Origin of the sequence: Candidatus Sulfidibacterium hydrothermale, from assembly GCF_020149915.1 — a bacterium.
GTDB lineage: Bacteria > Bacteroidota > Bacteroidia > Bacteroidales > F082 > Sulfidibacterium > Sulfidibacterium hydrothermale.
The window spans coordinates 21,844-46,485 of the sequence record NZ_CP083760.1; the positions used below are offsets into that span (position 1 = coordinate 21,844).

The 24,642-nt window shown below is 43.4% G+C and carries 16 protein-coding genes and 1 tRNA gene; 8 read left to right on the forward strand and 9 right to left on the reverse strand.

All coding sequences use genetic code 11. From position 1 onward, the window contains the following. Positions 1 to 57: 57 nt before the first annotated feature. Complete coding sequence (locus LA303_RS00100) at positions 58 to 1,437, forward strand: MBL fold metallo-hydrolase RNA specificity domain-containing protein (protein ID WP_240525911.1); 1,380 nt, start codon at positions 58 to 60, stop codon at positions 1,435 to 1,437. Positions 1,438 to 1,535: 98 nt separating this feature from the next. Here LA303_RS00100 and LA303_RS00105 read toward each other — a convergent pair. Together LA303_RS00105 and LA303_RS13535 are read right to left on the reverse strand one after the other, a co-directional pair. Further along, positions 1,536 to 1,610: transfer RNA gene (locus LA303_RS00105), tRNA-Pro, on the reverse strand. A 42-nt stretch (positions 1,611 to 1,652) separates the two neighbouring features. Then, positions 1,653 to 2,114, reverse strand: coding sequence for a GIY-YIG nuclease family protein (locus LA303_RS13535; protein ID WP_240525912.1), 462 nt, complete (start codon positions 2,112 to 2,114; stop codon positions 1,653 to 1,655). Positions 2,115 to 2,390: 276 nt separating this feature from the next. Between LA303_RS13535 and LA303_RS00115 the strand changes: the two genes are divergently transcribed. Continuing rightward, entirely contained in the window at positions 2,391 to 2,948 is a 558-nt protein-coding gene (locus LA303_RS00115) for an REP-associated tyrosine transposase (protein WP_240525913.1), read from the forward strand. A gap of 103 nt (positions 2,949 to 3,051) precedes the next feature. On the opposite strand, the gene dprA is transcribed toward LA303_RS00115, so the two are convergent. After that, positions 3,052 to 4,152, reverse strand: coding sequence for a DNA-processing protein DprA (dprA, locus tag LA303_RS00120; protein WP_240525914.1), 1,101 nt, complete (start codon positions 4,150 to 4,152; stop codon positions 3,052 to 3,054). Between the two features lie 108 nt (positions 4,153 to 4,260). Here dprA and LA303_RS00125 point away from each other — a divergent pair, with 108 nt between their 5' ends. Next, entirely contained in the window at positions 4,261 to 5,241 is a 981-nt protein-coding gene (locus LA303_RS00125) for an elongator complex protein 3 (RefSeq protein WP_240527150.1), read from the forward strand. Positions 5,242 to 5,251: 10 nt separating this feature from the next. Here LA303_RS00125 and LA303_RS00130 read toward each other — a convergent pair whose 3' ends face one another. Together LA303_RS00130 and gltB are read right to left on the reverse strand one after the other, a co-directional pair. Continuing rightward, positions 5,252 to 6,679 (reverse strand): glutamate synthase subunit beta, encoded by a 1,428-nt coding sequence (locus LA303_RS00130; RefSeq protein WP_240525915.1) that lies wholly within the window; start codon positions 6,677 to 6,679, stop codon positions 5,252 to 5,254. A 31-nt stretch (positions 6,680 to 6,710) separates the two neighbouring features. Continuing rightward, on the reverse strand, positions 6,711 to 11,228 hold the full coding sequence (gene gltB / locus LA303_RS00135) for a glutamate synthase large subunit (RefSeq protein WP_240525916.1): 4,518 nt from the start codon (positions 11,226 to 11,228) through the stop codon (positions 6,711 to 6,713). A gap of 444 nt (positions 11,229 to 11,672) precedes the next feature. Here gltB and serB point away from each other — a divergent pair, with 444 nt between their 5' ends. Next, on the forward strand, positions 11,673 to 12,899 hold the full coding sequence (serB, locus tag LA303_RS00140) for a phosphoserine phosphatase SerB (RefSeq protein WP_240525917.1): 1,227 nt from the start codon (positions 11,673 to 11,675) through the stop codon (positions 12,897 to 12,899). Positions 12,900 to 12,912: 13 nt separating this feature from the next. On the opposite strand, the gene cfa is transcribed toward serB, so the two are convergent. The 3 genes from cfa to LA303_RS00155 all read right to left on the reverse strand — a co-directional run bounded on the left by cfa (position 12,913) and on the right by LA303_RS00155 (position 15,513). Beyond that, complete coding sequence (cfa, locus tag LA303_RS00145; protein WP_240525918.1) at positions 12,913 to 14,022, reverse strand: cyclopropane fatty acyl phospholipid synthase; 1,110 nt, start codon at positions 14,020 to 14,022, stop codon at positions 12,913 to 12,915. Between the two features lie 287 nt (positions 14,023 to 14,309). Continuing rightward, positions 14,310 to 14,840, reverse strand: coding sequence for a flavin reductase (locus LA303_RS00150; RefSeq protein WP_240525919.1), 531 nt, complete (start codon positions 14,838 to 14,840; stop codon positions 14,310 to 14,312). 37 nt (positions 14,841 to 14,877) lie between these two features. Beyond that, complete coding sequence (locus LA303_RS00155; protein WP_240525920.1) at positions 14,878 to 15,513, reverse strand: hypothetical protein; 636 nt, start codon at positions 15,511 to 15,513, stop codon at positions 14,878 to 14,880. A gap of 91 nt (positions 15,514 to 15,604) precedes the next feature. Between LA303_RS00155 and LA303_RS00160 the strand changes: the two genes are divergently transcribed. From LA303_RS00160 to LA303_RS00170, 3 genes are read left to right on the forward strand one after another with little or no spacing between them, the layout of a single operon-like run. Further along, positions 15,605 to 16,825: a hypothetical protein gene (locus LA303_RS00160; protein ID WP_240525921.1), complete on the forward strand. Its 1,221-nt coding sequence runs from the start codon at positions 15,605 to 15,607 to the stop codon at positions 16,823 to 16,825. A 59-nt stretch (positions 16,826 to 16,884) separates the two neighbouring features. After that, positions 16,885 to 17,646, forward strand: coding sequence for a porin family protein (locus LA303_RS00165; RefSeq protein WP_240525922.1), 762 nt, complete (start codon positions 16,885 to 16,887; stop codon positions 17,644 to 17,646). A gap of 41 nt (positions 17,647 to 17,687) precedes the next feature. Beyond that, positions 17,688 to 18,794, forward strand: a complete 1,107-nt coding sequence (locus LA303_RS00170) for a hypothetical protein (RefSeq protein ID WP_240525923.1) — start codon at positions 17,688 to 17,690, stop codon at positions 18,792 to 18,794. 62 nt (positions 18,795 to 18,856) lie between these two features. On the opposite strand, the gene ygfK is transcribed toward LA303_RS00170, so the two are convergent. Next, positions 18,857 to 22,156, reverse strand: a complete 3,300-nt coding sequence (gene ygfK, locus LA303_RS00175; RefSeq protein ID WP_240525924.1) for a putative selenate reductase subunit YgfK — start codon at positions 22,154 to 22,156, stop codon at positions 18,857 to 18,859. 553 nt (positions 22,157 to 22,709) lie between these two features. Between ygfK and acs the strand changes: the two genes are divergently transcribed. After that, positions 22,710 to 24,632 carry an acetate--CoA ligase gene (acs, locus tag LA303_RS00180; RefSeq protein ID WP_240525925.1) on the forward strand — a complete coding sequence of 641 codons (1,923 nt, stop codon included), beginning with the start codon at positions 22,710 to 22,712 and terminating at the stop codon, positions 24,630 to 24,632. Positions 24,633 to 24,642: the final 10 nt, after the last annotated feature.

Genomic DNA, 24,642 nt, shown 5'->3' on the forward strand with positions numbered 1-24,642 from the left:
CATCTCTTTCTGCAACGGGAAATTCCTTATATTTGTTTTTCTTCTAAAAGAAAAACTATGGATACAAAAGAAAACAATTACATACAATTTCTCGGCGCAGCCGGAACCGTTACCGGTTCAAAATACCTTCTGCACATTGACGGATATCATTTACTGATTGACAGTGGATTATTTCAGGGTTACCGCGAGTTAAGACGGCGCAACTGGATGGATTTTCATTTTCCGCCAAAAGATATTGATGCTATTATTCTCACCCACGGTCATCTTGATCATACCGGTTATTTACCCCGACTCGTCAAACAGGGTTTTCATAATCCGATTTATTGTACCGAACCCACCGCTGATCTGACAGAAATTATTTTAAAAGACAGTGCCAAATTACAGGAAGAGGATGCTGAACATGCCAATCAGCAAGGTTATACCAAACACAAACCTGCGGTACCGCTTTATGATTTAAAAGATGTGGAAAAAACATTGCCGCATCTTCGCCCGCAACCGGCAGAAAAATTCATTGAACTCAATCAAAATATCCGCTTCCGGTTTCGTAAAAATGCCCACATCCCCGGGGCGGCTTTTATTGAAATGGATATCAAGGGGAAACGTTTTGTCTTTTCGGGAGATATTGGCCGGCCTGACGACCCGATGCTGGCACACCGCGAGATGCCTGAAAAAGCAGACATCTTGTTTACCGAATCTACTTACGGTGACCGGTTTCATCCTTCAGAAAAAACCGAAGATGTTCTTAAACGCATTATTGACGAAACACTTAAAAAAGGAGGACCGCTGTTTGTTTCCAGCTTTGCCGTAGACCGTGCCCAGGATTTTATGTATGCCATCTGGAAAATGAAAAAAGAGGGGAAAATTCCTGATATCCCGGTTTACCTCGACAGCCCCATGGGAACGAATGTCAGTCTTTTGTTTTTAAAATATCCGCAATGGCTCAGCATGAAACCGGAAGTCTTCGGCGAAGTATTTCAGGATACCCGTTTGGTGACTTCCATCAAAGAAACTTTCCGGCTGGCAAGAGACAAAAAGCCTAAAATTGTCATTGCCGGAAGCGGCATGATGAATGGCGGACGAATTTTGCATTATCTTGAAATGCAACTGGGCAATCCGGCAGCCACGTTTATTCTGCCAGGTTATCAGGCCGCCGGTACCCGTGGGCGACAGTTGAGTGAAGGAATTCCGGAAATTAAATTACACGGGAAATATTTTCAGGTACGGGCAGGAATTGAACATATCAAAACCATGTCGTCGCATGCCGATCAAAAAGAGCTGCTTTCATGGATGTCGAAAATCGAAAATAAACCGGAAAAAGTTTTTATCGTCCATGGCGAACCACAGTCGGCAGACGCCTTGCGCGTAAAAATCAGTCATGAAAAAGGATGGCCGTGTTATATTCCGGCTTTCCTGGAAAAAGTACCGTTGGATTTGTAAATCTGTAAACCACCATTAAGTGGTAGCAATAGTGGGTGCAACAGCATAAAATAAAAAAAGGGACAGCCTGTAACTTAACAAGTTGTCCCTTTTGGTTGTCGGGGTGAGAGGATTCGAACCTCCGGCCTCTTCGTCCCGAACGAAGCGCGCTAACCGGGCTGCGCCACACCCCGAAATCTTATTGAATGGAAAAAAACAAAGCCGAACGAAGCGCGCTAATCCCGAAAAACAGAAAATCTTTGATTTTCGTCGTTTTTCGTGGATCCTCGATTTTGTAACGAAACGTACGTTTCGGCAAAATCGGGACCGGGCTGCGCCACACCCCGAGTTTGTTTATCTATCCAGTCGAAAACCGCTTTTCGCTTTTTCAGACTTTTTAGATGTTTTTCCAATTTTACAGCCTCAGACCGACTATTACAAGGTTTTGCATATAACAGCTTCCACGGCCTTTTGGCTGAAGTCGATCGATTTCTACCTGTATTATGTCGTTTCAGACGTTTTTCAACATCCTGTGTTTGACCAATGTACAGGCTTCCATCGACTTCCGATATCAATATATACGTAAAGAACTGCACTTTTTTCTTTTTTTGTTCCGAGTGATGGGCGCTAATCCCGAAAAACAGAAAATCTTCGATTTTCGTTGTTTTTCGTGGATCCTCGATTTTGTAACGAAACATACGTTTCGACAAAATCGGGACCGGGCTGCGCCACACCCCGAAAACAGGCGGCAAAATTAATAAACATTCTGATTTCTCAAAAGTTTTTTTTACCGGATTTTATTCTGCCTGATATTGTTTATCCGGAAATCCATCTTCTCATCCGCGTTTGCAACGCGGATGGTTTTCTACACAACGTTATTGCAACACAAAACAAACCATGTTTGCATTACAAATGCACAGTTAAACATGTCCGCGTTACAAGCGCGGACAATATATATTCTTTAAATTTGTACTATGTCTGGCGACCAATATATTATTTCAGACCAAAACGGCCTTTATTTTTTAACTTTTACCGTTATTGACTGGGTTGATGTTTTTAGCCGAAAAGAATACAAGATAGTTTTAACCGAATCCATGAATTATTGTGTTAATAAAAAAGGCTTGATTATTTACGCATGGGTTATCATGAGTAACCACGTACATGTTATATGGCAAGCTAAGGAAGGATTCCGGCTTTCGGATATCATTCGCGATTTTAAAAAATTTACAGCGAAAAAAATATTGCATTTGATAGAAACAGAACCTGAAAGTAGAAAAATATGGATGTTGAGAAAATTTGAATTTGCAGGAAAACGAATAAAACGCAATACTAAATATAAATTTTGGAAAGACAGCAGCCATGCTATCCTTCTTGAATCCAACCAGATAACTATGATTAACCAGAAACTCAATTATATTCATGATAATCCTGTTCGGGCTATGATTGTCAATTATCCAGAAGATTATATTTTTAGCTCCGCAAGGGATTATGGTGGCGAAAAAGGTTTTGTGAACATAGAATTATTAGATTAAAAGTGTGAACGAAAACACATCCGCATTGCAAATGCACTGTTAAATACGTCCGCGTTACAAGCGCGGACGATATAAGTTTCTCAAAAGTTTTTTTTACCGGATTTTATTCTGCCTGATATTGTTTACCCGGAAGACTTCTTACCAACCCGTTAAATTCCAGATTAAGCAAAGCCGTTGAAACAGAAGACGGAGAAAAACCGGTCTCTACAATTACCTTGTCAATCCCCATAATTCCATTTTCACAAAGAAGATCATAAATCGCTTTTTCCCGTTCATTCATTTCAGGAAACAAATTTATTTGTTTTACCGTTTTCTTTTTTCTGTCTTCCCACCCCATCAGATAACCAATATCCCCGGCATCGTGCACCAAAGCCGCCCGATTGGTTTTAATCAGCTGATTACAACCGGAAGAAAACGGGTCTGTCACCCGACCCGGAACAGCAAAGACATCGCGGTTATAACTATTGGCCAGTTCCGCTGTAATCAATGCGCCCCCCTTCATTCCCGATTCAACCACCACTACGGCGTCAACCATTCCGGCAACAATTCGGTTGCGCCGGGGAAAATTTTCGCGATCAGGAACCGTTTCCGACAAAAATTCCGTCAGCAAACCGCCGCCTGAGATCAACATCTCTTCAGCCAGTTTCCGGTGAGATGCCGGATAAATCCGGTCAAGTCCGTGACCCAAAACAGCTACGGTAGAAATATCGAGATCCACCGCATGGCGATGAGCACAACCATCAATTCCATAAGCCAGACCACTGACAATCAAAACATCTTTTTCACGTAGTCCGTCAATCAATTGACGACATTGTTCTTTACCGTATCCGGTGGCCCGGCGTGTTCCCACAAAAGCAATCATGCGTTTATGATTCAAATCGGCTTTCCCTTTGTAGTAAAGCATCAGCGGATGATCATAACAATTGAGTAACCGTTGTGGAAAATCATCATCCAGAAAGAAAAGAGGACGAATCTGATTTTTTTCAATATACCGGACTTCTTTCTCGGCCCGCCGGAGTACTTTCTGATGTAAAATATTCTGCACCATTTTCCGGCCAATGCCCGGGATCATCAGCAAATCTTTTTCTTTTGCTTTAAAAACCGCTTCGGCACTACCAAACCAATGCACCAGTTTTTTCCCATTGACATCACCAATACCCGGAATAAGTGTAATCCCGATTTGATATAACAGGCGGGTTTCCATAAGACACAAATTTAATGGTTTTTCAAAAAACAAGAAAGCGCTTTTGCTACTTTTGTCCCGGATATGCAAAAAACAAAACATTATACCATTCCTGTTTTTACACCTGAAATGGCGTGTCCTTTTCGTTGTGTTTTTTGCAATCAGCAAAAAATATCTGGACATTTTAAAAGCCCTGATTTTAATGAAGTAACGCGAACCATCCGAACTTATCTTAACACTTTTAAAGCCCCAAACAAACAAGTGGAAGTTGGTTTTTTTGGGGGTACCTTTACCGGAATTCCGGAAACCATCCAGGAAAAATATTTGGAAACGGTACAACCTTTTCTTCAGGCAGGAGAAATCCAGGGTATCCGGCTCTCCACCCGTCCGGATTATATTGATAAAAACATTTTGGAAAGGTTAAAACATTACGGCGTCACGACCATCGAACTGGGAGCCCAGTCGCTGGATGATGCCGTTCTGAAAAAATCACGCCGCGGACATACGGCAAAACAGGTAGAAGAAGCGGCCACTCAAATTAAAGCAGCCGGATTTGACTTGGGTTTGCAAATGATGATCGGTCTGCCTGGCGACACCCTGGAAAAATCATTGGCCACTGCCGATAAAATTATTGCATGGGGAGCCTCCAATACCCGAATCTATCCCACACTGGTTATTAAAGATACGGTATTACACCACTGGTATAAAGAAGGAAAATACCAACCGCTTTCATTGGATGAAGCGGTGAACTGGTCTAAATCATTACTCATCAAATTTGAAAACGCCGGAGTTCAGGTCATCCGGATGGGACTCCATCCGTCCGAAGGATTACTAAACGGAGAAGAGTGGATTGCCGGACCGTTTCATCCCTCATTCAGAGAACTGGTTTTAACCGAAATCTGGTATGATCTCCTGACAAAACATTTTGATAGCCAGGATAAAAGCTTCACAGCAAAACAATTAAACCTGGAGGTTTCTCCAAAAGAAATCAATTATGCCATCGGTTATTCCGGCAAAAACCGGAAAATGCTCCAATCATTTTTCAGAGAAGTCCGGTTTTATTCCAATGAAAAGCTGGATGGCCGCGAGTTTCGGTTCCATTTGACATAAAAAAGGTTGATCACCGGTTCTTTTTCTCCACAAAGAAATCGTCCACAAAACGGGCAACCTGCTGTCCTTCGGCAATGGCGTGTACCACAAGACTGGCGCCACGGGTAACATCACCGGCAGCAAAAATTTTCGGAACTGAGGTTTGTTTTCTTTCGTTTGTTTTCACATTTCCACGTTCGTCAAAAGCAACACCCAGCTGTTGCAACAAACCTTCGTGTACCGGTTGAGTAAATCCCATGGCCAGTAGCACCAAATCCGTTTTTATCTTTCCTGGTTCTCCTTTTTCTTTCATCTGCCAATTCCCTTTATCATCTGTAGTCCATTTTACCGGGACAACTTCAGCAGCTTTAACCCGTCCGTTTTCACCAATAAACTTTTTCGTCAGCAAACTCCAGCGACGGGTACATCCTTCCTGATGCGAACTGGAAGTACGCAACACCTGGGGCCAGTAAGGCCATGGATTGTTTTCGGTACGTTTTTCGGGCGGTTTGGGTAAGATCTCTATTTGGGTAACCGAAGCTGCTCTTTGCCGGATGGCCGTTCCCACGCAGTCCGAACCGGTATCCCCACCGCCGATCACAAGCACATGTTTTCCGCCAGCAAGAATTTCTTCACCCCGGATTGGTTTTCCAGCCACCCGCCGATTGCTTTGGGTTAAGTAATCCATGGCAAAATAAATACCGTTCAGTTCTCTTCCTTCCACAGGCAAATCGCGGGGTTTTTCCACGCCAAGTGCCAGCACCACGGCATCAAAATCTGTCAATAATTTTTCTGTCGGAAAGTCTTTTCCAACCAAAACACCGGTTTCAAACCGGATTCCTTCTTTTCTGAAAAGTTCCAGCCGGCGGTCGATAATGGCTTTGTTGAGTTTAAAATCGGGGATACCATAACGCAGTAGCCCTCCAATGGCATCATTTTTTTCAAAAACCGTTACCTGGTGTCCGGCCTGATTTAACCGGTCAGCAGCCGACAACCCGGCAGGCCCCGACCCGATAACCGCAACTTTTTTACCCGTACGAAAAGCAGGAATTGACGGTTTTACCAAATCTTTTTCAAAAGCAATTTCCACCACGGCACTTTCATTTTCGCGGGTAGTTACTGCCTCATCATGAACGGAAAGAACGCACGACTTTTCGCAGAGTGCCGGACAAACCCGGCCGGTAATCTCCGGAAAACTGTTGGTGCTGGTTAAAATGGCGTAAGCTTCTTCCCAAAAACCGCGGTAAAGGGCATCCTGCCATTCCGGAATTCTGCTGCCCACCGGGCAGGCCCAGTGGCAGAAAGGAACCCCGCATTCCATGCATCGCGAAGCCTGCAACTGCCAGTCGTCCCGGTTCAATGTCTGCTCTACTTCACCAAAATCAAATATTCGCTCTTTCACCGGCCGGTAACCGCTTTCTTTTCTTTTTATCGTTAAAAAACCTTTAGGATCTCCCATGTTCTTTTGTATTTCTCTGTTAAACTTTAAGTTATTCGTGCCGGGCAGGATTATCTTCCGCCTGTTTCAGTTTTTCTTCCAGCTGCTTTAACTTTTCCTCTTCAAGGATTTTCCGGTACTCAAACGACACCACTTTGACAAATTTGGGCAGATACTCATCCCACCGGGTTAGAATCCGGGCAGCAAGAGAACTTTGTGTATAAAGCAGATGCTTGTTGATCATATCTTGCAATTCTTTCACATCTTGCATGTTATCAATCTTCAACAAATCTACCAGCCCTTTATTACAGTAATAGGCAAAATCATGATTTTCATCAAGAACATAAGCCACACCTCCACTCATTCCGGCAGCAAAATTTCGACCTGTTTTTCCTAAAACAACCACTCTTCCCCCGGTCATGTATTCGCAACAATGGTCACCGGTACCTTCAATAACAGCCCGTACACCGGAATTCCGGACACAAAAACGTTCGCCTGCTACACCTTCGATATAAGCTTCGCCAGCAGTAGCTCCATAAAAAACAGAGTTTCCGATAATGATATTTTTCTCGGGTTTAAAAACCGATTTGCGGGGTGGCACCACAATGATCTTTCCACCCGATAAACCTTTTCCGAGATAATCGTTGGCATCCCCTTCAAGCCTGAACGTGATTCCTTTAGCCAGAAAAGCGCCGAAACTCTGTCCTGCTGAACCCGAAAAAGCAACATGAATGGTATCTTCCGGCAGGCCTTTTTCACCGTATTTTTTTGAAATTTCTCCCGACAACATAGCGCCCACAGCCCGGTCAGTATTTTTTATGTGATGAAAAAGCCACACTTTTTCTTTGCTTCTTAACGCTTTTTCTGTTTCCTCTATCAACCGTAAATCAAGATGATGCAAAAGGATTTGTTCTTGTGAGGAACTGTTATATTTTCGATCGTTATCATCAACAGAGGTCAACAACGAAGAAAAATCGAGTCTTTTTATCTTTCCGGTAAGCACATCAGGATCAGGCTCCAGCAAATCTGTACGCCCGATGATATCATCAAAACGGGTAAAACCCATTTCGGCCAGTTGTTCACGAATTTCTTCGGCCAGAAAACGGAAGAAATTAACAACATGTTCCGGTTTTCCGGAAAAATTCTTTCTCAATTTTTCATCCTGCGTGGCAATTCCCATCGGACAGGTATTCAAATGGCATTTACGCATCATCACGCATCCCAGCACAATGAGAACAGAAGTGGCAAAGCCAAACTCTTCGGCACCGAGCAAAGCCATTTTCACCACATCTTTTGCATTTTTCAGTTGTCCGTCCACCTGCAATTTAACCCGTCCGCGCAAGCGGTTAAGCACAAGGGTTTGCTGGGTTTCGGCAATACCCATCTCCACAGGAAGACCGGCATAACGGATGGAACTTACCGGACTGGCACCGGTACCACCTTCACCTCCCGACAGAATGATCAGATCGGCACGGGCTTTAGCCACACCGGCAGCAATGGTTCCCACACCATTTTCCGAAACCAGTTTTACCGAGATTTTAGCCTGCGGATTGGTTACCCGCAAATCGTAAATGAGCTGGGCCAAGTCTTCAATAGAATAAATATCATGATGTGGAGGTGGCGAAATTAAAGTAATGCCCGGAGTGGAATGTCTTGTTTTGGCAATAATCTGGTTGACTTTATATCCCGGCAATTGTCCACCTTCGCCCGGTTTGGCTCCCTGCGCCACTTTAATTTGTATTTCAGCGGCATGAACCAGATAATTCGCCGTTACACCAAAACGTCCGGAAGCTACTTGTTTTACAGCACTTTGTTTGTCGGTACCGAAACGTTCGGTTTCTTCGCCCCCTTCGCCGGTATTGCTTCGTCCGCCAATGGTGTTCATAGCCACGGCAATGGCTTCGTGTGCCTCTTTGCTGATAGAACCGTACGACATGGCTCCGGTAACAAAGCGTTTCATGATGTTTTCAACCGGTTCAACCTGTTCGAGGGGAATCGGATTTTTTTTCACCTGCCAGCAGCCACGGATAAATGCCGGGCGCCGGTTATATTCGTCCACTTTCCGGCTGTATGCTTTGTATTTTTCGTAGTTATTCGTACGGGCAGCCCACTGCAGCAAAGCAATGGTTTCCGGATTCCAGGCATGTCCCTCACCGTCTTTGCGCCAGGCATATTTTCCGGTATTTTCTAACAACCACCGTTTATCGGGATGCTTTTCTTCATACGCACGGACATGAAACCGGTTATATTCTTCATATATTTCTTCCATTCCTATCCCGCCAAGAGGCGATGCCGTTCCTGTAAAATATTTATCGGCCAATTCTTTACTTATTCCAAGCGCTTCGAATATTTGGGCTCCATGATAACTGCGAATGGTAGAAATTCCCATTTTTGAAAAGATCTTTAACAGACCTTTGTCAACAGCATGGATATAATTCCGGCGGGCTTCGGCATACTCCAAAGGAATTTTCCCGGCCTTTACAAGATGATCAATGGCACCAAAAGCAAGATACGGGTTAACCACGCTGGCACCATAGCCCAGCAACAGGGCAAAATGATTTACTTCACAAACTTCGCCGGTTTCGACAATAATACCCACCTGCATCCTTTTTTTCTTTTTTATCAGGTGATGATGTACGGCTGCCACTGCCAGAAGCGAAGGAAAAGGAGCCTGTGTTTTGCTGACACCCCTGTCTGACAGAATGATAAAGTTCTTTTTATCATCCACTGCTTTTTCTGCTGCCGATAACATGGCGTCAAAAGCTTTACGAAAACCTTCCGGTCCACTTCCGGCAGGAAACAACATCGGAATAACAGCATGGCTAAAAAGCTGATCTTTCAAATCTTTGATTTTTCCCAAATCGGTGTTGGTAATAACCGGACCAGTAAACTTAATAAGCCGGCAATGGTCAGGACTCTCGGATAAAATATTAGAATTAACCGAACCGATATAGTTTGTCAACGACATAACCAGTCCTTCGCGAATAGGATCAATGGCCGGATTGGTTACCTGGGCAAAGATTTGTTTAAAATAGTTGAACAGACGTTGTGGACGTTGCGAAAAAACAGCCGGCGGCGTATCATTTCCCATGGAGCTTACCGGTTCTGAAGCCGTTTCGGCCATGGATTTAATTATCCATTCTGTTTCTTCTTTGGTATAAGAAAAAAGCCGGGCCAGTCGCGGAAAATCATCGATGGCCGAAGGAACTCTTTTTTTTACAAGAATATCACTCATCAACAACCGGTTATCTTTTAACCACATAGAATATGGATTGCGATGACTCAGCTGTTCTTTTACCTCTTCGTCTGGAATAATAATACCGAAACGGGTATCCACCAACAGGATTTTTCCGGGACGCAAACGACCTTTTTCAACAATTTCTTCCGGAGCAAATTCCTGTACTCCGGTCTCGGAAGCCATTATTATCAAATCATCTTTGGTAATAACATAACGGGCCGGGCGCAAACCGTTGCGGTCGAGTGTTCCGCCAATATACCGGCCATCGGAAAAAATCATGGCAGCCGGGCCATCCCAGGGCTCCATGATGGTAGAATGGTATTCGTAAAAAGCTTTCAGACTTTCCGGAATAGGATTTTTCTTATTGAATGACTCAGGAATCATCATACACAATGCATGTTCGAGCGAGCGCCCGGTCATGTGTAAAAATTCCAGCACATTGTCAAACGAGGCCGAATCGGATTTTTCCTCTTCTAAAATCGGCAAAATTTTCTCCAGCTCATCCCCGAAAATCTCCGATTTTAAAAGTCCTTCACGGGCCTGTGTCCACAACCGGTTCCCTTTGATGGTATTGATTTCGCCATTGTGGGCAATTAACCGGAAAGGCTGTGCCAACGCCCAGGTAGGAAAAGTATTGGTACTAAAACGCGAATGAACCAGGGCTATGGCCGATTGAAAAAGCGGATGCTGCAAATCCTGAAAATACGCCCGCAATTGGTCTGGCGTAAACATTCCTTTGTAAACCATGGTTTTCGACGAAAGACTGACGATATAAAAAGCCTCTTTTTCAGGAATTTCAGCATGGCGAATCTTCTTTTCGGTCATTTTCCGGATAATGTACAGCCGGCGTTCCAACTCATCCGGTTCCAGATTTTTTCCTTCTATAAAAATCTGTTTTATCAAAGGCTCGGTACTACGGGCAATTTCTCCCAAAACAGAAGAATTAACCGGCACATCACGAACTCCGGACAACGAGAGACCTTCTTCTGTAACCGTTTCTTTTAAAAGACGAAGACAAGCCTCGGCCACTGTCTTTTCCTTTGGCATAAAAAGCAATCCCGTACCGTAAGTTCCGGCTTCCAAAACATTCACCTTCAATACTTCCCGAATAAAATCATGCGGAACCTGTACCAGTATTCCGGCTCCATCGCCGCTGACATTGTCCGCTCCTCTTGCCCCGCGGTGATCAAGATTACGTAAAACTTCAAATCCCCTTTCTACGATGTCGCGTGAAGCCTTTCCTTTGATATGGGCAACAAACCCAATGCCGCAGTTTTCATGTTCGTTTTGTGAATGATACAATCCGGTAGGTTGTGGAAATTCTTTCAGCATATTTTTTTTGTTGAATGATGATCAAAAAATGGTTTAAAATCATCCGGAAGTTGTCCGTTGCCGGAAAAAAGTTTTTCCGTTAATGATTTATCGAGATAGAGAAAAGCTGAAAAAATCCACCCAAAGGTAAAGAAACAACAGGGTTTTAGCATGCAAAAAGAATTTAACTCCCCGGTACCCCAAAATGCTGAAAAAAGCAACCGCACCCTAAAAACAACTGGCTTATAATTATTTAGGCCTGATTATTTGTCCTGTTGTACCCTAAATGAAAATCACCCGCATCTCATTCTCCAGGCGGTTTCTGCAAACGATTTACACAGGAACACCGGATACAGCGGAAAAAAGAAAAATTCTTTTTTAAAAAAATTCCGGCAGGACTTTTCTGAAAAAAACATTCGTTCATAACATGGAAATTTTACTTTTGTTCCTCAAAAGAGTACGGTAATGGCAGAAAACAATAACGAAATTATTCTTCTGAATATTTCAGGAAAAGACAAGCCCGGACTAACCGCTTCGCTGATGGAAGTGCTTTCGCAGTACAATGTCAACATCCTCGACATGGGGCAGTCGGTGATTCATCAGGATCTCGGGCTGGGTATTTTGTTTGAAGTACCGAAAGAATCCAAATCGTCCAGCATTTTAAAAGATTTGCTTTTTAAAGCCTATGAACTGAACACCCACATTTCGTTTACTCCTATTCCGCTGGAACAGTATGAAGAATGGGTAAGCAATCAGGGAAAAGAACGCTACCTGATTACGGTGCTGGCACCGCGTCTTACGGCTTCCGATATTGCCCAGGTAGCCCGTGTTATTGTGGATCAAAACCTGAATATCGATACCATTTCGCGTTTATCCGGCCGGAAATCGCTGAAAAAGAAAAACAAAGTGACCAAAGCCGTAGTGGAGTTTTCGGTTCGCGGCACACCCGTTGATGTAAAAGCCATGAAACAGGCCCTGCTAACCATTGCTTCAAAAAGTGATTTTGATATTGCTTTCCAGGAAGACAATGTTTTTCGCCGGACACGAAGGCTGGTTTGTTTCGATATGGACTCCACACTTATTCAAACAGAAGTGATAGACGAACTGGCCGTGCGTGCCGGGGTGGGCGACAAAGTGAAAGAAATAACCGCCAGTGCCATGCGGGGCGAAATTGATTTTAAAGAAAGTTTCCGGAAACGGGTAGCTTTGTTAAAAGGGCTGGACGAATCGGTACTGAAAGAAATTGCTGAAAACCTCCCCATTACCGAAGGAGCCGAACGCTTGCTGCGCACGCTGAAACAATATGGTTACCGGACAGCCATCCTCTCGGGTGGATTTACCTATTTCGGCAATTACCTGAAAAACAAGCTGGGCATCGATTATGTTTTTGCCAACGAACTGGAAATTAAGAACGGAAAACTTACCGGCCGCCATCTGAACGAAATTGTGGACGGACAACGAAAAGCACAACTGCTGGAATTACTTGCTTTTAAAGAAGACATCCATCTTGAACAAGTCATTGCCGTAGGCGACGGTGCCAACGATCTGCCCATGCTCGAGAAAGCCGGCATGGGAATTGCTTTTCACGCCAAACCTACCGTAAAGGCTTCGGCACAACATGCCATCTCGGTCAACGGACTGGATACGATTTTATATCTGCTGGGTTTTCGTGATCGGGAGATCAATGAATAATACCGATATTAAATCAGTAACGATATTGAGGCAAATCCCGGCCCGGTTTGGTTAAAATAACCTGCCATAACTGATTAAACCGTGAACGGAAACTACCGGCGCTGCTCAACAGAAAATAACGCCACATCCGGTAAAAACGTTCATGGTATTTGTCTTTTAACTGTGGCCAGGCTTTTTCAAAATTAGCATACCAGGCCATGAGCGTTTTGTCGTAATCCGGACCGAAGTTGTGTACATCTTCCACCACAAACAATCCTTCTGCTGCTTTGGCTATCTGTGCCAACGAGGGGATCATCCCGTTAGGAAAAATATATTTGTGGGTCCATTCGTTAACATAAGTCACACTCACATTGCTGCCAATGGTATGTATCAGCGATATGCCGTCATTTTTTAAACAACGGTTTACCACTTCCATGTAAGTACGATAATTTTTGTAGCCCACATGCTCAAAAAAACCGATGGACAGCACCGCATCAAACTGACCGGTTACTTCCCGGTAATCCTGAAAACGGAGCTCTACCGGCAACCCTTTACACAATACTTTTCCCAGCTCAATTTGTTTTTTTGAGATACTGACACCCAATACTTCCACGCCATATTTTTCGGCAGCAAACCGGGCAAAACTCCCCCATCCACAACCAATATCCAATACTTTCATCCCCGGTTTCAGTTCCAATTTTTTACAAATCAAATCCAGCTTAACTTCCTGTGCCTCATCCAGATCTTTAGCCTTTTTCCAGTAAGCACTGGAGTAAACCATCCGCTTGTCGAGCATCATCCGGAAAAGGTCATTTCCCAAATCGTAATGTTCCTCTCCCACTTGTTTCGAGCGGGAAACGGTCTGGTAATTAAAAATCCGGGTGGAAAGAATAAAAAGCGCCGTTTTCAGGCTGTGTTTTATTTTCTGTTCAAGGTTGGCTCGTAAAATTTTATTAAAGAATTCATCCAGGGCTTCCACATCCCACCATCCGTCCATATAGGACTCACCAAGTCCCAATTCGGTTTCGGAAATCCAGCGTTTGAAGGTATTTTCGTTATGTACCTGCACATCCCACGGACGGCTGCCGTTGAGGGTAATTCCCGCCTCTTCCAAAAGAGAAATAACCACATCTTTTGCATCCATGATATTCGTTTTTAAAAGCTTACCCTACAAAGTTACAAAACGAGAACAGGAATTTCAACTTTTAATCCGGTAGAATAATGGTAAACCCAGATGAGAAATGTTTTTTTACTCTATTTTTCATCCGCGTTTACAAACACGGACGAGATATGATAAGCGATATAAAATTGAATCCTTTCAGGATTCTACGGGAACTTTATTTCTGACCAACCGGTAATTCAGATTCAATCCCTTGGGAATTATTTTGATCCGGTTTTCACCCGCATCGGTAAACAGATAAGATCTATTTCCTACTTATGGTATTTTTCCAAACCGCTGATCAACACCATTTCACCAAAATAAAGCCGGTGGGTATTGCGGCTTTCGTGCTTGCGAAAAATGGACGCATCCGTAAAATTTTCGGGTATCAAATCGTTCCAATAGGTCTTACGGCATTCGATAATTAATTCGGCTTCGGCAAATGCCGGTGACTGCACTTTCTGAGCGGCTACTGCATGAAGCGATGTTTCGGCCAGTTTATCCCCGTCACGTCCTGACCGGGTTCCCAGCAAGGTCAGATCATCGTTGTATTTCTCCGGAAAAGCCGTCAAGGTAAAGTCGGGATAGCGATTCAAAAACTCAAAGGTATACCGCGAAGGCCGTACCACCACCATGGCATACGGTTTATTCCACATAATACCAAAAGTTCCCCAGGCTACCGTCATGGTATTAAAATGGCCCGTTTTAAAATCACCCACCGCAAGCAACATATATTGCCGGTTCCACAACGCATTGATTTGGGGTTTAAAATCGTAAGGATCGATTATTTTCAGATCGGTCATAAAAAAATTTTTAAATAAGCTCCTGATTTTTCAGAAATTACAACCAGCCAAGCAACACTCCGAAAATCAAAATAGCAATAATATCCACCGCATAAATCACGCCGGTAGTGATTATCTTTTTTCGGACGGTTTTCATATCGAAAACCCAAAAAGAGACCACAAAGAAAGTTAAATACCCAAAAATAACAATGAGCACCGGAGCGGAGGCATTCCACCACGAATAATCCCAGGTTAATGCACCCACAGCATGTAACAACATTTCAATCAATACACAAAAGATGGAATCCAACACGGCGAAAAACCATCGATTGGGAATGCCAAGGATTTTTAATTTTTTATCTGATGGCAAAAGTTTGGCAAAAGTAATACCGGCAATGGCAAACATAAAGCTGATTTCAATGTTTAACCCGATAAGAATCTCATACGCTGATTTTCCGGGAGCGCCCCAAACCGGAGCATATTGGGTAAAATGAAAAACCAGTGCATTCCAGATTTCGTTAAACCAGTCCATTCCCCAAAAGGCCAGGCCGGCAAAAACCAGATTCCAGTTTTTTCGTTCAATTTCAACGGCATAAACATAAACCACAAAAGCAAAAAGCGGAATGACATACCACTGAAACGTACCGGGGTCGCGTAAATGTTGTAAAGCTTCAAGTGCAGATTTTGTAGGCATAATTATTGACTTTGGTAAAGAAAAAGCGAATATAAAAATTATACTGGTTATTTTCAAAAATGATTATATTTGATTTTTTAAATATGAACTTATGAAAAGCCGCTTTACCCTACTGACCGTATTTTTCTTTTTAATGATCCCGACCACTACTATTTTCGGACAAGCCAAAGAGGGAGTCATTGACAAACAGGAAAAACCTTACCTGAATATCTGGGGCATGGTTCACACCGATGTAATTTATGATTTAAAACAAATGGATCCGGACTGGATTGGTGGTTTCCGGCCATCGAAAATACCGATCTATCCCACCGACCCGGGATGGGGAACTAACGGACATCTTTACTTCAGTGTACGTCAGTCTACTTTTAAATTTGAAGGCGTATTACCCACTCAACACAAATGGGGCCCCATCCGTTTACGCTTCGAATTTGATCTTTTCGGTTTAGGCATTCAGGCGGGAGAAACAACACTGCGGTTTCGCATGGTTTACGGCGATTGGGGACCTTTCCGTGTGGGAAAAGATTGGTCGACGTTTATCGATTTGGAGGCTTTTCCCAACAATTACGACTGGTGGGGACCGTCAGGCATGGCGCTGCTTGTTACCGAAATGTTCCGTTACACACAAAAATTAAGTCCTAAAAGTAAAATGGAATTTTCCCTTGAGATTCCGGGTTCGGGAGTTGACCCGGGCCAGCTTCGGCAAATTGACCCGAACCTTTGGTATGCTAAAACCAAAGAAATGCTGCCCGATTTTATTACCCGTTATACTTTCCGCGGAAAAGGAGGCTATTTTAAAAGTGCTTTGCTGTTACGACAACTCTCTTATGAATTGGTGAGTGTTCAATATGAAAAAGCCCAAACAAAGAACAAATTCGGCTGGGCTTTAAACCTTACTTCAGCCATTTACACCTTCCATCACACCGGAGCACTTCGTCTGCAAACCGTTTTCGGGCACGGATACGCCGGTTATAACAACGACGGCGGAGTAGAAATAACACCGGATGCAAATTTTCAGGCTACTGTTCCTTTCCAGTTTGGTTTTACCGCTTTTTACGATCAAAAATTCGGGGAAAAATGGTCAGCATCGACCGGCTTTAGCGAAACCAATGAAAACAATACGGCCGGACAATCCGGAGATGCTTTTCATAAATCGTACTACTCGGTAACCCAGCTTATTTACGAGATATTAAAAAACCGTATATTTGCTGGGCTGAATTACCAATACGGAAAGCGCTTTAATAAAGATGGCGCTTCAGCCGACGATCAACGCATCATGTTTTCCGTGCGATTTATAATGGATCGCTGGCGATAAAAACAATCCTGACAATATCAGCAAAAACACAGGAAGTACTAAAACAAAAAATAAAGCGAATGAACAGAGTTTTACGCCATATTTTTCTTCTTCTCATCCTTTTCACCACGCTTACAGCACAATCGCAGGTTCTGATTTCCCTCATTCTGGGAGATAAACTAAATTCTGAAAAGCTGGAGTTTGGCGTAGAAGGAGGTGGTAATTTCTCGCATATTACCAACATGGATTCCAAAAAATATATGTCTGACTGGAATTTGGGGTTCTACTTTGTTTTTCAATTGAAAGGCCCGTGGTACATAAACACCGGGGTACTGGTAAAAGCCAAAACAGGAAGCGGTAACCTAACCCATGATGATTTAAAAACGATCGGATCGGCTTTTGCCGATACCGCTATGGGCCAGGGCGATTACTACCAAAAAGTAAATACCTTTATTGTCCCCATGATGATGCGGTATATGTTTCAAAACCGGTTTTATGTGGAAGGCGGTATTCAGGCCAGTCTTCGTTACAATGCCTGGGTAGAATATAAATATACAGACGAAGACAAAACGGTTCTCTTAAAAGAATACAACAAAGACAAAATCAACCCCATTGATGTTGGACCAACCGCCGGTTTGGGCTACCGGTTTCCCGGAAGAACCGGAATGACGGTGGGATTTAAATATTATTACGGATTGGTAAACGTTTACAAAGGAATATCCGGAACAAAAAACAGCGTTTTTTATCTCAAAGCCAATATTCCTATCGGAGCCGGAGAAAAAGCACAACTGAAAAGAGAAAAAAAAGCGAAAGAACGCGCTGCCAAAAAAGCAGCCCAATAAGAAAAACAAGTAAATAAAAGTTGTTTTTAAAAGAATAAAAGATGATGAAACTAAAAAACAAACTACTTATTTTGCCTGTATTGATTCTATTTTTGGGGATTCCGCAAAAAAGCCAGGCACAGTACACAACCAAAAGAGTTCGAAGCAAATATGAAGCTTATACCGACAGCTTGAAAAACGTAAAATACAACTATGTCTTTCCCTTTTTGGGACAAGGTGCTTACAAAAAGGGATTTGATATTCAGTATCCCATTGGGTTTATGCTGAACTATTTTTATGGCGAACAAGGCATTACCATTGACAATTTTCGTTTAGGATACGAAAATGCTTATGGTGGTCCGGTGGATTTTCCATTAACCCCGACATCAGATAGTTTGATTTCTTTTGGGGACAGCAGAAATACAACTTATTCTTTTAATATCCGACCGGATATTTGGGTATTCCCGTTTTTGGATGTTTACGGAATCTTTGGTTACGGAAATTCCAAAACCGATGTGGCGGTAAACCTGTTGCCCTATTCTGATAATTCCATCAGTTTTAATTCTGTTGTTGACCAGGATGTTTCCACCTACGGTTTTGGAATGTTATTTGCCGGCGGAATCGGCCCGGTATGGGTTTCGGTGGATGCTAATATGACATGGAATAAGCCGGCACTGCTTGATAAGCCCACTGTGGTGAATATCGTTGGGATTCGTATGGGAAAAGTCTTTACTTTCAAAAACAGACCATACAGCAATATTTCCGTATGGGTGGGTGCCATGTACCTCACCATGCAGTCAGAAACCGTGGGAGCTATCAAACTACAGGATGCCTTACCCCAGGATGTTTGGGACAGAAAAGATGAAATTGTCGGAAACTATTGGGACTGGTATCATAACGAAGCCACCCCGCTGCAACAGGCACTGGCCGACAAAACCATTACGCCGCTGATGGATGCACTCGATAAAAGAGAAGGCGAATCGGTAGTAAAATACGGCATGGATAAACAAACCAAAGAACACTGGAATCTCCTGATTGGGATGCAATACCAAATCAATAAACACTGGCAAATCCGCAGCGAAGGCGGAATTATCGGTGACCGAAAATCAATTCTTGTTTCATTGAACTACCGTATGCTCGGCTTCAAGAAAAAGCCCAAAGGGTTTTAATTAAATAAACAAAAGCCGCTCCTGAAGGAGCGGCTTTTTTCTTCTTTGGGAAAAACCAAAACCTAATTCTGGTTCTTTTGTTGTCCGTAAAATGACCGGGCTCCTTTTAAGAGAATAAATAGTTCAGCAGCGTCTTTTGTTGAAACAACAAAATCGTCTTTATCTTTTATTTCTACTGCTATCACCCGGAAATTACCCGGATTCAGTTCTATCAAAAAGCTCTTGCTCTCAAAGACAATCCGGTTATCTTTTTCATATAAAAAGACCTTTTGTCCTTGTAAGAAAGTTTCCATCCGGTTCTTTTCCCGGTCAAAGAAATAGCCATCGGTATTGGCTTCAAAACTTTCACGTTTCAGGTAAAGATGCGGTTTATCCCGATAAGGTTTTCCGGCCGAAGGACAAAACGTAGCACAGTTTCCACATTGATTACACCAATCGGCTAAATGCAGGATTTGCCGGTTTTGTTTAATTTCAAAAACAGCATCATCCGAAACATCATAAACCCCTGCACTGCCGGTAATCTTTTGTAATGAATAATGGCATTGTTCCGTTTCGTAAGAATGAAAAGCCAGGTTAGGACAAACGGTGGTACAAATATTACACACTTCATCACACTGTAAACAACGTGAAGCCTCCTGTATGGCTTCCTCCCGGGTAAGCGTAGAAGTAACCAGTTTAAAGTTCTTCCGGTCGTTAAGCGGGATTTCCTGTACCGGCACCGGTTCTTTTTTCAAACTGCGTTTGACCATGTGATCCGACAAACTTTGGGGCTCTCTTTCCGGTTTTTTATCTTCCAAAGAAGCGACCCCGGCTTTCCGGATCATCTCGGCAGCAGCTTTCCGGCCATCACCAATGGCTTTAATCACCGTAGCTGCCCCATGCAAAGCATCTCCGCCGATAAAAACATTTTTCAGTTTTGTTTCATAGCTTCCCGGTTTGGTTTTCAACTGTTTGATATCCACAAAATCCAAAGCCAGATCCTGACCAATGGCAGGAATAATCGTATCAAAGGCTATTTCAAATTCCGACCCCGGAATTTCCACCGGCCGACGACGGCCGCCGGCATCTTTTTCCCCGAGTTTCATGCGAATACAGGTCAGCGAAACGACCTTTCCGTTTTGGGTATTGACCTTTAATGGCGAAACCAGTTCCATTACCTGGATTCCTTCTGCCAGTACCGCTTCCACCTCATCCGGATCAGCAGGCATTTGATTTTTTGTACGGCGGTAAACAATGGTTACTTTTCCACGGTCACCTACCAGACGATAAGCAGTACGGGCAGCATCCATCGCCGTATTTCCACCACCAATAACCGCTATATTTTCACCCAAATGAACCGGAATATTTTCTTTTACCCGGAATAAAAAGTCAAGCGGATCAAGCACGCCTTCGGCATTCGCTCCTTCAATCGAAAGCGGAAGCGCTTTTTGTGCTCCCACAGCAAGATAAACAAAATCATTGTCTTTCCGTAATTTCTCAAAAAGCGGAGCATCCACCCGGGTAGAAAAATAAACCTGTACTCCCAAAGCTTCAATACGCTGAATATCAATATTCACCGATTCATCCGTCAACCGGAAAGAAGGAATCGCTCCCGACACCATTCCCCCCGGACGGGGTTTCGATTCATAAAGCGTTACTTCAAATCCGGCTTTTTTCAAAAACCAGGCACAGGATAAGCCCGAAGGACCGGCACCGACTACCGCTGCTTTTTTTCCGGAAGTTATCTCCGGTTTCTTGAAAGAATAACCATTTTTTACCGCTTCCTCGGCTACAAACCGTTTGATTTCACGAATCAGCACCGGACTGTCGTAATTCATGCGCGTACACTTGGTCTGACACTGATGGTCACACACCATTCCTGTGGTATTAGGAAAAGGATTGGTACGCATAATTACCTCAAACGCTTTCTGAAAATCGCCATGTGCCGTATGATACATGTAATCCGGAATATCCTGGTTCGTCGGACAGGTATCCACACACGGCGCGTGAATACAGTCGAAATAACCCAACGGACGGGCAGTTTTAATGCTTGGTGTATGCAGGGAATTTCTTTTATAACGACGGCTTTCCAATACGCTATCCGCATAATCATTAAGGTTATGCAGGATTTGCTCCTGCAGCGTTCCGTTTATTCCGCTTTTGGCTGCAATAAACGAAACGGTATCTTCAGCACCGGCTTCTTCAAAAGCCTCCTGTAATTTTTCGATATACTGATGCAACCGGCCATAACCACCGGGTTTCAACACATCTGAACTCACCGTTACCGGCGACAATCCGGAAGCAATCAAATCAGGCGTATTAAAAGCATCGGCACCGCCGGAAAAAGAAATATCCAGCCTTCCGTGAAATTCATTTTGCAGTTTCCGGGCTAAATTCACCGAAATAGGATGCAAGGCCCGGCCGCTCATGTACATCATCTCTTCATCGGAAGAAAAGACCTCTTTGTGATTGCGGCTCTCTAATGTATTGGTTAGTTTCAGTCCAAAAAACAGCTGTTTTTCATCCGCCAGTTTTTCCAGCCTGGAAATAATTTTCAGCGCTTCTTCATATTTTAAATCGTGTTCAAAAGCAAGATCCGGCACATCGGTATCAAATCCTGAATTCTTTAAAATACCACGTAAGTCTTCTTTTCCCAGCAAAGTAGGATTTAGTTTGATGGTTGTATGAAGATCCTTTTCACGTAAAAGATATTCTCCGATTTTTTCAATCTCATCCGGCGGACAGCCGTGCATGGTCGAAAGCGTAATATTATCGGTAATTTGAGACGAGATTTGAAGTTCGCGAACCCGCGGGTAAATATCCTGAATTGTTTCCAGCTTTTCGGCCAGCTCTTGCGAAGCATCCGTCATCTTGCTGAAAAACCACTGCACATTGTCCTGCATCATTCCGGCAAAATCATAACCGGCACTCATGTTGAAAATCACTCCCGGTTTTTCTCCTTCAAATCCCAGTTTATCATGCAAAACATGAATCAGAATCCAGGCATTCAGGTATTGTTCAAACGACTGGTTAATTTTCAGCTCCTGCGACCATTCGCAATTATATCCTTCATCCTGCATGTCAATACAGGGTTTTGAAACTTCCAGTTCATCCAGTGTTTGAATTGTTTTCAACTCCATATACCGCGCACCGGTAAGCCAGGCCGCTACAATATTCTGAGCCATTTGGGTATGTGGACCCGCCGCTACGCCCACCGGCGTTTCCAGCAACTGACCAAAACGTTGAATACGAAACGGATCATCTTTCCGCGGCCTAAAAAACAGAGCCGCCGGGATACCAAAAATGGAATTTGTATTTTCTAATTGATAGAGAATGATTTGCAATAATTCCCGCAAAGGAATAGTCTCAAATTTATCGGTCATAATGATTTGTTTTCAATGGAATAATGAGAGAACAAAAATAAGAAAAGGTTGCCATTATTATTTAAAACATTGGAAATGCACCAGAAAAGCAGAAAAAAGAACTGTATTATTCGCTATACTTATGAAAATCTTCTGTTAACCCCATTAAAGTGAATACAGCATTGTACAATCCATCTACGAAAAAAACAATTGCTCAGGTTTTTATTTTAACAAATTACCGGTCGGTTCGCCGGAATCACCCTATCAGCCACCAATTATTTAGATAGGTTTTAAATTAAATTAGCTTTAGAAAACTTTTAAAAATAAGTATACATTTGAGCGTTTGTTAATTTCTCACAAATACTTTCTCCCGTGAAAAACGACATTTCAAATAATGAAAAAAGAACTTCCCTACCGTTTTTCATGGATAAAACAATACTCTTTGCCCCCCTTTTTATTCTGTTTTCCATTTCTCGTTTCAAATTATTTTTCCGGACAGGTCCTTCTTCACTACGATGGCTTTTTCAAAATTCACACATAATTTATTCATTGTTTCATCTCAATTTTAAATATCATGGTAAACAAGATTACAAGTTTGGCGGAGTACTTTCAAAAGTACAAAGAGAGCGTAGCCGATCCGGAAACTTTCTGGGCGGGAATAGCCGAAACCCATTATTGGCATAAAAAATGGGATCAGGTTGTTGAATGGAAGTTTGACGGGCCCGGCGCTCCGGATGTAAAATGGTTTGTCAATGCAAAATTGAATATTACCGAAAACATTTTTGAACGCAACCTGTTCATGCGTAAAGATCAGGTAGCCCTGATCTGGGAACCCAACGATCCCAACGAAAAAGAAATCAGACTAACGTATGGTGAATTATTTGATAAAGTAAAACAATTTGCAAACGCCCTGTTAAAAATGGGCGTAAAAAAGGGTGACCGTGTGGCGCTTTATCTTCCGATGGTTCCCGAACTGGCCATTGCCATGCTGGCTTGTGCCCGTATCGGAGCCATTCATTCCATCATTTTTGCCGGATTTTCCGCCACCGCACTGGCCGACCGTATTATCGACGCAGAAGCTAAAATGGTAATTACCTCCGATGGTGGTTTCCGGGGCAACAAAACCATTCCGTTAAAAGAAATTACCGACGAAGCGCTGAAAAAATGTCCCACGGTGGAGCATGTGATTGTTCTGAAACGTACCGGAGAAAAAATTAACTGGACGGAAGGGCGTGATGTATGGTGGCACGATGCCATTGAAGGTGTTAGTAGCGAAAACAAAGCCGAAATAATGGATGCTGAAGATGTGCTGTTCATTCTTTATACTTCCGGTTCTACCGGAAAACCCAAAGGAGTGGTGCACACTACAGCCGGCTACATGATTTACACCGAATACACCTTTAAAAATGTATTTCAATACAGCGATGGCGACATGTACTGGTGTACCGCTGATATTGGCTGGGTTACCGGACACTCATACATTGTTTACGGTCCTTTGCTGGCCGGGGCAACTTCCATCATGTTCGAGGGAATCCCCACCTTTCCGGATGCCGGGCGTTTTTGGGACGTAGTGGATAAATACAAAGTCAATCAAATTTACACTGCTCCAACCGCGATCCGTGCACTGATGGCTCAGGGCGACGAATGGGTAACCAAACATGACTTAAGCTCTCTGAAAGTTTTAGGAACCGTAGGAGAACCTATTAACGAAGAAGCCTGGCGCTGGTATCATGATTTGGTAGGAAAAGGTCGCTGCCCCATTGTAGATACCTGGTGGCAAACGGAAACCGGCGGAATTCTAATTTCACCTTTGGCCGGATTAACCCCTACAAAACCCTCCTTTGCCACCCTTCCGCTGCCAGGAGTACAACCCATCTTGGTGGATGCCGAAGGCAATGAACTGAAAGGAAACGGCGTAGAAGGAATTCTTTGTATCAAATATCCCTGGCCGGGAATGATCCGTACCACCTGGGGCGATCATGACCGCTGTCATCAGGTTTATTTTTCCACCTTCAAAGGCCTGTACCTTACCGGAGACGGAGCTAAACGCGACGAGGAAGGATACTACCGGATTATCGGGCGTATTGATGACGTCATCAATGTTTCCGGACACCGTATCGGAACGGCTGAAGTGGAAGACGCCATCAATCAGCACCCCAAAGTGATTGAATCGGCCGTGGTGGGTTATCCGCACGAAATCAAAGGTTCGGGAATTTATGCTTACGTCATTTGTTCCGAACTTACCGATGAGGAAAAAGAGACCATTGAAGATGAAATCAGGGCAACCGTTACAAAATTTATCGGGCCCATTGCCAAACCGGATAAAATCCAAATTGTCAACGGATTACCAAAAACACGATCGGGAAAAATCATGCGCCGGATCTTACGTAAAATCGGAGAAGGCGATGCCACCAATCTGGGGGATACGTCCACATTATTGGATCCGGGCGTCGTTGAAGAGATCATTGCCGGTGCCAAAGTTGATGTCAAACGATAACATTTTCTCT